The sequence below is a fragment of the Novosphingobium soli genome, assembly GCF_042432915.1.
Taxonomy (GTDB): Bacteria; Pseudomonadota; Alphaproteobacteria; order Sphingomonadales; family Sphingomonadaceae; genus Novosphingobium; species Novosphingobium soli.
Genome location: NZ_JBHLWK010000014.1, coordinates 36209 through 44221, shown reverse-complemented (window position 1 = coordinate 44221; position 8013 = coordinate 36209). Strand labels below are relative to the sequence as shown.

Here is an 8013-nt window from a genome sequence, read left to right as displayed (position 1 = left end):
TAGCCTTCCCGGGTCACTTCTCAGTGGCAATCAACAATCCGGCATCATATGGCGGCGCTCAGCACCTACCTGGGCCATACGGATGTGGCCAACACATATTGGTATCTCGAAGCAACACCTGTCCTCCTTCGCGACATCGCCGCCGCAGGTGAGCAGCTTTTCCGGGGAGATCCAGCATGACTGCACTCGCTCCCCATCTCGCCGCGTTCCTGCGTGATCATCTTCCTAGGGAGCGCAATGTCAGCCCGCATACGGTTACGACCTACGCGAACTGCTTCGCGCTTCTGGTCCGGTTCGCAGCCGACCGCCTGAAGCGGCGACCTACTGACCTGGCGATCGAGGATTTCGATCCCGGACTTATCATGGCGTTCCTCGATCACGCGGAGAATGCGCGTAAAAATAGTCCCAGAACCCGCAACGCTCGACTTGCGGCGATCCGGGCGTTCTTCCGTTACATCGAGTATCGCGTCCCAGCATGCCTTGATCTCGCGCTGCGTGTTCGTGCCGTCCCGACAAAGCGGACCGACACGACCCTGATCGACTATATGACACGGGAAGAGATCACCGCGCTGCTCGACGCACCCGATCCCCGGTCTCGCCTGGGCACCCGGGATCGCGCCATGTTGCACCTCGCCTACGCTGGCGGTCTGCGGGTCGCCGAGTTGCTGTCGCTACAGATGCAGGACTTTCCGGAGCGCTCGCTCGCAACGGTCCATATCATTGGCAAGGGCCGACGCGAGCGTGTTTTGCCCCTGTGGCGCGAGACCCAAGCGGTTCTGCGGGCTTGGCTCGCCGTTAGGCCGGAATGTCAGGCGCCGCAGATATTCCTCAACGCCAAGGGCGAACCAATGACGCGCGATGGATTTGCGTTCAGGCTAGCCACGCATGTCGCGACGGCGGCGAAGAAGCAGCCATCGTTGTTACGCAAGCGGGTCACGCCCCACGTGCTGAGGCATTCTTGCGCAATGCATACGCTTGCCGCGACAGGCGACATCCGGAAAGTAGCGCTCTGGCTCGGGCATGCGAGTATCCAGAGCACGGAAGCCTATCTGCGTGCCGATCCTGAAGAGAAGCTGCAGATTCTCTCCGCGCATGGGTCGCCGATGATCAAACCAGGCCGGTTTAGGCCTCCGGCCGATCCGCTGATCGTCATGCTAGAAGACATAAGAAGCCGGTCAGTCAGTCCGCCATTCAAACGGGGCATCTACAACAAAGGCCGTGCCAAGAAATGCGTTGATGAGTGATACTGCCTAATTATGCATGGGCCGCAAATTTTGGCGGCCCATCGATCATGCCTATGTGATCGGAACGACTAATTCATTCGCTGGCATTGAGCCTGGATTGATACGCCCGGCAGCACGCTCCTTATCTATATACTTGATAAACGGATCCATACTCTGCAGAATTGACGACGAAGAGCGCTTTTCGCACCAGTCGTTTATCCATCGATCAATCAATTCATCATTATTCTGCAAAAGAAAGTCGCCAGATGTATCACGGCCCCAACGGTTGTACGCCGTAAGATACCCACGTGCCGCACCACCCCAAAACACCCTCAAGACTTTATCGTCCTTCGCATCTGACCACTGCCGGCATGTTACCTGCACTGTCAAAACGGATGGACGCGGCATCCCCTTTTTCTCATGTGCTTGGCGCTTAATCAGATCGGTCATCAGCGGATCAAGCGCCTGTGCGACAGATTTTGTTTGGTTTCCGCTACATTGAACGTCAATGAAAGCGGCTATCTCGTTCCAAGTCGCTTGGCCTAGGATATTGCCTGACCGGGGGTGCCAATAGACATTAAACCCCGAGACATAGCCGTGAAACCAATTGTTGTAAGCTGCTTCCATCAATCGGGCTGCACCGCCACCGTTTCGGACGGCGCTCCACTCAGAACAGAGGGGTGACCGATGCGCGCGATAGGTCGTCTTGGTACGATCCGTTTCAGCCACTGAGATAGGCTGAGCGGCAAGTAGCAGTGCAGCAATCAACATTTGGAAAGCCCCCGAGATAGCTCGCTTTTAGCGTCTTCCAGACCGGGTACAATCTCGTTTGTGGAGAACGAGAGAGCACCGCCACCTTAATTATCTGGAGTGGAATCGATGTCTTCTTCACGCAAATCCGCGCCTGCGCGGGAACTGCTCGACATAAATCTCGACTGCAAAGAATACGTGCTCGACTACCTCGACCGGGCTTTCCCGACCCAGCAGATGGAGATCTTCGTCGACGCCAACGACAATCCCTGCTCGCGCCCTATGTACGATGCGAAGGGCAATCCGGTCCACAACCAGCAGGCGCTGCAGGCGAAGCAGGACCTCATCGAGAAGCTGTGTGCGATGCCGCCGATCAAGTCGGCGCTCGATGCCCTGATCGAGCACTACGGCACCGACACGATCGCCGAAGTGACCGGCCGGACCAAGCGGCTCGTCGCCCTGTCCGACGGCACCCAGAAAGTCGAGGGCCGCTCGGCTCGCACCAACCAGGCCGAAGCATCGCTGTTCATGAACGGCGAGAAGCGCATCCTGGTGTTCAGCGACGCCGGCGGCACCGGCCGCTCCTACCACGCCAGCCTCGATGCCAAGAACCAGCAGCAACGGGTTCACCTCCTCCTGGAACCCGGGTGGCGCGCCGACCGCGCGATCCAGGGCCTCGGCCGCACGCACCGCACCCATCAGGCCGCGACGCCGTTGTTCCGGCCCTGCACGACCGACTGCAAGGGCGAGCTGCGCTTCACCAGCACGATCGCACGGCGGCTCGACAGCCTCGGCGCTCTCACGCGCGGCCAGCGCCAGACCGGCGGCCAGAACCTGTTCGACCCTGCCGACAATCTCGAAAGCGAATACGCCCGCGCCGCACTGGTCACCTGGTTCGGGCTGCTCCATGCCGGCAAGCTCAAGAGCACCAGCCTGACCGAGTTCGAGGAACGCTCCGGGCTCAGGCTGGCCGACCAGGATGGCTGCCTAGTCGAGGACCTCCCGCCGATCACCCGCTGGCTCAACCGCATCCTGGCGCTGCCGATCGGCATCCAGAACACGATCTTTGACGAGTTCCTGGGGCTCGTCGAAGCCCGCATCGCCGCCGCGCGTCAGGCCGGCACTCTCGATGTCGGCGTCGAGACGATCGCCGCCGACAAGGCGCGCGTCGCCAGCGACGTTGTGCTGCGGACCGACGCGCGCACCGGCGCGACCTCGCACCTGCTTTCGATCGAGATCGAGCGCGCGGTGCGGCCGACTTCGCTCGAGCGGGTGCTGACGCTCGCCGAGAACGGCTACAAGGCGCGATTCCTGTTCAACGCCAAATCGGGCCGCGTGGCGCTGGCTGAAAAGGCACGCTCGCTCATGCAGGAAACAGGGGAGCTGCTCGAACGCGTGATGCTCACCCGCCCGACCCGGCACGAGTACAAGCTCGTGAACGACTTGGTGGAGACCGCCTGGGAGACGACCGACCGCGAGACCTTCGCGCGGCTATGGCAGGTCGAAGTCGACGAAGCCGCGGCAAAGACTGAGATGGAAACGATCCATCTCGCCACCGGGATGCTGCTGCCTATCTGGACCGCGCTGCCGCGCGACTACCTTTCCGTGCGGCGCATCGTCGATGCAGAGGGCGCCAGCTGGCTCGGGCGCCTCGTGCTGGAAAGCGACGTTCCGGGCATCCTCAAGAAGTTCGGGATCGAGAGCGAGTTCCAGGCCTCGCCCCAGGCCGTCCTTGCGGCCCTGGCGCAGAAGGGCTCGGCCGCCGTCGACCGGCCCTGGCCGATGACGATCCGCAAGTGCACGGTCAACGGCGAGGCCCGTCTCGAGCTCGTCGGGGAGCTTGGAGATCACCTCGCCTGGCTCAAGCACATCGGCTGCTTCACCGAGATCATCCAGTACTTAGATCAGGAAGCAACTGTCTCTTGTGATCTAAGTGACGGAGTTTCATGCCCTTCCTCCTGACGGCCTTCTTTTGCGTGTATTTTATGCTCCAGCGCTGATCGGCGTCGGCCGCACTGCCTCATCCCTTAAGGCAACCATGCGGGCATTTTGCCGACGGTAGCGCTCTGCGTCGGCTTCGGCGCAGGTTGCTCGCTGAAGCAGGACAGCGTTCTGGGTGAGCAACCGGCGTTCATTGACTTGCATTTCGCGGATGACGGCGCGGAGCTCGATCACCTTTTCTTCAAGGCTTTCAGCAGCTTTCGGTTGAGGCCGTGCTGCGGCAAGTTTCAGCGCGTCGATAACGGACCGGTGATTGGTATAGATCGCGTTGCGACCGACGCCAGCTTCGCGCGCGAGCGTTGTCACCTCAAGCCGATAACCATTTTGCAGCGCCGGGTGTGAAGGGCGCTGCTCGATAAGCCGTTCCAAGGCTGCGCGAAGCTTCCGATCCGTTGCCGCGCGCCGCTTTTCGTAGGGATTTGGCGGTGGAGTGCGATCAGTTCGTTTCATGTATGACCTCCATCTGCTTGTCTAGTTCGGCCAGGATTCCGTCGCATTCGGCGATGCGCGTAGTCGCCATCTCACGGCTGACCGGATCGAGTGCTAGGTGTTCGAGCAAGGCCGCGTTGCGCGCGCGCCGGGCTTCCCAGACGAGACGATGCTTCGCTGAGACGGCGAAGTTGGCGCAACCAACGCATGTACTCTGAGTTCGCAGTACCGGATTTGGCCCCTTCTCGTTGCCGAAGCAGGCCGAGCTTTCCATGCGATAGACACAGTAACCCCAGTCGCAGACACCCAGCCTGAGGTCGGTCTCCGCCATCAGGAAGTCGACGTAGGCGCGAACGTCGCCGTCGAGCGTCCGTCCGCGGAACTGGGAGCGTGATGCGATCAAGCGACCGCCTTTTCCTGAGAGGCGTGTTGCCGTGAGCAACTCCTCCAGAGCCGCCCGCGTTTCTTCCTGGGCTTGCTCGTCGATCAGCTCGTTGAGTTGGAAGTCGGTGCCGACATAGCTACGATCTGTCATGACCCGGCTCACATGACCAAGATGGTGCTGGAGGGCGTGCAAGCCGGTTCGGTCTCGTTTGCCTACGAAGCGCGCGAACGTCTTGCGTCCCTGATGGGTGGTCAGGCGCCAAGGCTCACCGGCGTGGTCCGGCAAGCCTATGAACGGCGCGAAGAACCGATTGAGCCGGTTGATGATCACCTCGGTTACCGGCAGATGTATCAACGCGTTGGGACCCAATAGCCCGGCATGACTCGACAGCAACCACAACTCTGGACGTCCGCTGCGCTTGCGAAGCGGTTCCGACAAGGTTTCCATGACCGCTATGGCGCGCTCGACCGCCGGCGGCGCGGGCCAGCGGTGCTCCTTGCCGCCTGGCGAGGATGCCATTTTGTAAATCCGGCCAACTAGATAGGCGAACCGCTCGTCGCCGCCCGCCGCAGGACGATGCTCGATACAGCCGGGCTGCAACCCCAGTATTTCGGAGACTCTGGGGCCGACGAGATAGGAGATTACGACGAAGCATGCCTCATAGAGGCGCTGAACGAGGAACCGCACCTGCTTGGTGCTGGTCACTGGAGCATCCTGCCAAGGCGCCGCTTCACCCGGAAGCGTCGAGAACCGGAATGGTCTGATTGCCTCCAGGACAACGAAGCGAGACCGGTCATAGCTCATACCTTTGGCCAGCGCACCATCTTGCGCCGATTGCGCCAGCGCCTGCAAAGCGATTACGTCGTTGGCGGGTGTGCCCAGCAACCTGAGCGCTCCGCTCACCAAGGGGACGGCGATAGCATCAGGCGTATACGGAAGCCCGGATCGTACCGGCGGATAGCCACGGCTAATGCCAGAAAGTGGCTCAAGTGTCGCTATCGAAGGGTACCGCGCACCCTGCCGGTCAAGGCGCGCAAGCAGATCCCGGTAAGTAAAGATCGTCCGGTCGTCGATTGGTTTGCCGGCGCGCGTACGACGGCGCCCAACATATTCTAGGAACCGATCAGAACCGGCCCGATCAAGGTCACCGAACCCGCGATGACCTTCTTTCGCCATCCAACGTATTAATACTTTTAACCTTTTGAACACTCCGACCATAGTTGCGTTTCTGATCCTGACGCTTCCTGGCGGTGGATCAACCTGCAAGCTCCAGAGGAACGTCTTGGCCCCTGCATACCAAGTCGCCCAGCGATGATCGGTGAACCGACTGTCGCATATTGCAAAATCCCAGACTATCGAGAAGTCGCGTACCTTCGCCCCCGGCGGCGGATCGTCGAGATGCCAGATATTGTCCCGCCATACCGATCTGGTCGAGATCGTCGTATCTGGAGCGATCGTTTGGGGATTGATAGCCGGGATCATTCTAGCACCGGAAGCGGGGGCAACGCGCTCACGAGTTTTTCCGCCTCGGTCCGCAAGCCGGTCGGGAAGTCAGGCAATATGTCATTGAACAAGATGCGATAGCTTGAGCCATATATTTCCTCCCATCGGACGGGATCGATCCGGTCTCTGGCATCAACCAGTGCAGCGATGGCCTGAAGGATGCGGGCGAGATGGTCGATGTCGAGGGGGATCACCAGACCCGGACAGCGCAGGCACGCGCCATAATGCGGGCACAGCGTGCCGTTGCATGCGCCGTTGGCTGGATCGAGGCAGTCATGGCTGAACGGCACCGTGGATCTACCGGGGCGCCGTCTTGGCTTGGATTTCGGCGGTTCGGCGCCAGTTACCCATGCTATCAGCAGGGCCTGAACCTCGGCGATCGCTTCCTGTTGGATTTTCTCCGTCTCCGGCCCGCGCACATATCGGTCTGTTGTGGTGACGCTTGCGTGATTGAGCTGAGCCTGGGTCGTGACGATGTCGCCGCCCGAGGCTCTGTAATATTCCGTCGCGACACTGCCGCGCAGGAACGCCGGAGCCATGTTGGGGAGCAGGGGCAGTCGGCGTTCATCCGCACTGGTCGCGGCGACTATGGCATTTCGCCGATCTACGAACAGTTTGACGCCTCTCCATAGCGTTGGATTCGGTACCACGGTGACCGCGCCCGTCTGCCCGCTAAGCAGGAGGAACAACTTTTCCCTATCCTGCGGTCTTGCGCGCTGCACTAACGATGCGGTCATCTGGAGAAGACGGTTGATGAGATTGGGCGCGGCATAGGCGCGGCGCGTGTCGAACGAACGGCGTTGAGCGCGCTTGAGCTTCCGACCGGCGCGGGGTTTGTCCCATTCCACCATCACCCGGTTGCCGTCGAGAGGGTGTGGCGTCAGGCAGTCTCTGCTGATGAGCCGGATCGGGTCGGGATTGCCTGCGGTCTGGATGATGATCGCGATGTAGAACGCTACGGCTGCCTCGCCGGTCAGGTGAAGATAGGGTGCGACCTTCTGCAGACCACCATGCCTGCGCACGGTCGACCAAGGTACACCGGATAGTTCCATTTTTCGCCGGCCAGGCACGATGCCATCATCTACGTGGGCCAGTTTTCGGATCGCGTCGACCAGTCTCGGATCGATACCGGCCAGTTCACCGGTTGTTGCCAAGGCCTGCTGCCCGATGCTGAACATGCGCCAGGCCTCGTCGATCTCCTCATAACAATGCGCGAGGATGGCCTTCAGTTCTGAGGCGGTCAGACGTCGGCGCGGCTTCGAGCTGTGGATGTCGTAGCTGCCCCGTGTGAAGTCGATCCGGCATGGCAGGCGATCGGGCCGATTCCGCCGCGTCCACTCGACAAGCTGCCGAAGCGACGTGAGCATATTGCCTTTATAGGCCTCCGACCAAGGGTTCCCAGACGCGCTTCGTTGCCGGTCAAGCCAGAGCATGTAACGCCCCACCATTTCGGTGGTGAGGTCGGTGACCGACGACAGGTTTGCATCACCGGCGGCGAACCGGGCGAACGTCGCAATCGAGTACCATTGCGCACGGCGGGTAACCGCAGCGGCGGCCGCATATTGTCCCGCAAAGGCTTGGGCCAGGAACATCGTCAGATCCCTCGACAGCCCCAAGGCAGAGAAGTCGAAGGCACGGGCGCTCTCCCCCCAGGCACCGCGGAACGTCGCAACAGCGCTTCCAACGGCCTCGATGTTCAGCCGCCGATCTATACGGCGGCCG

The 8013-nt window shown here is 61.0% G+C and carries 5 protein-coding genes and 2 pseudogenes; 3 read left to right on the top strand and 4 right to left on the bottom strand.

The annotated features are described in order from the left end of the window. Positions 1 to 33: 33 nt before the first annotated feature. Both ACFFJC_RS12280 and ACFFJC_RS12275 read left to right on the top strand, forming a co-directional pair. Positions 34 to 180: pseudogene (locus ACFFJC_RS12280) on the top strand (tyrosine-type recombinase/integrase); the annotation flags it as partial. Beyond that, positions 177 to 1244 carry a tyrosine-type recombinase/integrase gene (locus ACFFJC_RS12275; protein WP_379487793.1) on the top strand — a complete coding sequence of 356 codons (1068 nt, stop codon included), beginning with the start codon at positions 177 to 179 and terminating at the stop codon, positions 1242 to 1244. The pseudogene ACFFJC_RS12280 and the gene ACFFJC_RS12275, both read left to right, overlap by 4 nt. A gap of 51 nt (positions 1245 to 1295) precedes the next feature. On the opposite strand, the gene ACFFJC_RS12270 is transcribed toward ACFFJC_RS12275, so the two are convergent. Beyond that, a complete protein-coding gene (locus tag ACFFJC_RS12270; protein ID WP_379487792.1) occupies positions 1296 to 1994 on the bottom strand; it encodes a hypothetical protein in 699 nt (232 codons plus the stop codon). Between the two features lie 126 nt (positions 1995 to 2120). Between ACFFJC_RS12270 and ACFFJC_RS12265 the strand changes: the two are divergent. Beyond that, positions 2121 to 3935 (top strand): annotated as a pseudogene (locus ACFFJC_RS12265) (strawberry notch C-terminal domain-containing protein); the annotation flags it as partial. 21 nt (positions 3936 to 3956) lie between these two features. On the opposite strand, the gene ACFFJC_RS12260 reads toward ACFFJC_RS12265, so the two are convergent. The 3 genes from ACFFJC_RS12260 to ACFFJC_RS12250 are packed head-to-tail and all read right to left on the bottom strand — an operon-like array spanning position 3957 to position 7883. After that, positions 3957 to 4424, bottom strand: coding sequence for a hypothetical protein (locus tag ACFFJC_RS12260; protein ID WP_120252444.1), 468 nt, complete (start codon positions 4422 to 4424; stop codon positions 3957 to 3959). Continuing rightward, positions 4411 to 6270: a site-specific integrase gene (locus ACFFJC_RS12255; RefSeq protein ID WP_120252445.1), complete on the bottom strand. Its 1860-nt coding sequence runs from the start codon at positions 6268 to 6270 to the stop codon at positions 4411 to 4413. The genes ACFFJC_RS12260 and ACFFJC_RS12255 overlap by 14 nt, the downstream gene beginning before the upstream one ends. Further along, on the bottom strand, positions 6267 to 7883 hold the full coding sequence (locus tag ACFFJC_RS12250) for a site-specific integrase (protein WP_232016428.1): 1617 nt from the start codon (positions 7881 to 7883) through the stop codon (positions 6267 to 6269). The genes ACFFJC_RS12255 and ACFFJC_RS12250 overlap by 4 nt, the downstream gene beginning before the upstream one ends. Positions 7884 to 8013 lie beyond the last annotated feature (130 nt).

What these genes read in the sequence shown, in the direction of transcription:
- ACFFJC_RS12270 (WP_379487792.1), bottom strand. Translation starts at nt 1,994, where the DNA reads ATGTTGATTGCTGCACTGCTACTTGCCGCTCAGCCTATCTCAGTGGCT.
- ACFFJC_RS12260 (WP_120252444.1), bottom strand. Translation starts at nt 4,424, where the DNA reads ATGAAACGAACTGATCGCACTCCACCGCCAAATCCCTACGAAAAGCGG.
- ACFFJC_RS12250 (WP_232016428.1), bottom strand. Translation starts at nt 7,883, where the DNA reads ATGTTCCTGGCCCAAGCCTTTGCGGGACAATATGCGGCCGCCGCTGCG.
- ACFFJC_RS12255 (WP_120252445.1), bottom strand. Translation starts at nt 6,270, where the DNA reads ATGATCCCGGCTATCAATCCCCAAACGATCGCTCCAGATACGACGATC.
- ACFFJC_RS12275 (WP_379487793.1), top strand. Translation starts at nt 177, where the DNA reads ATGACTGCACTCGCTCCCCATCTCGCCGCGTTCCTGCGTGATCATCTT.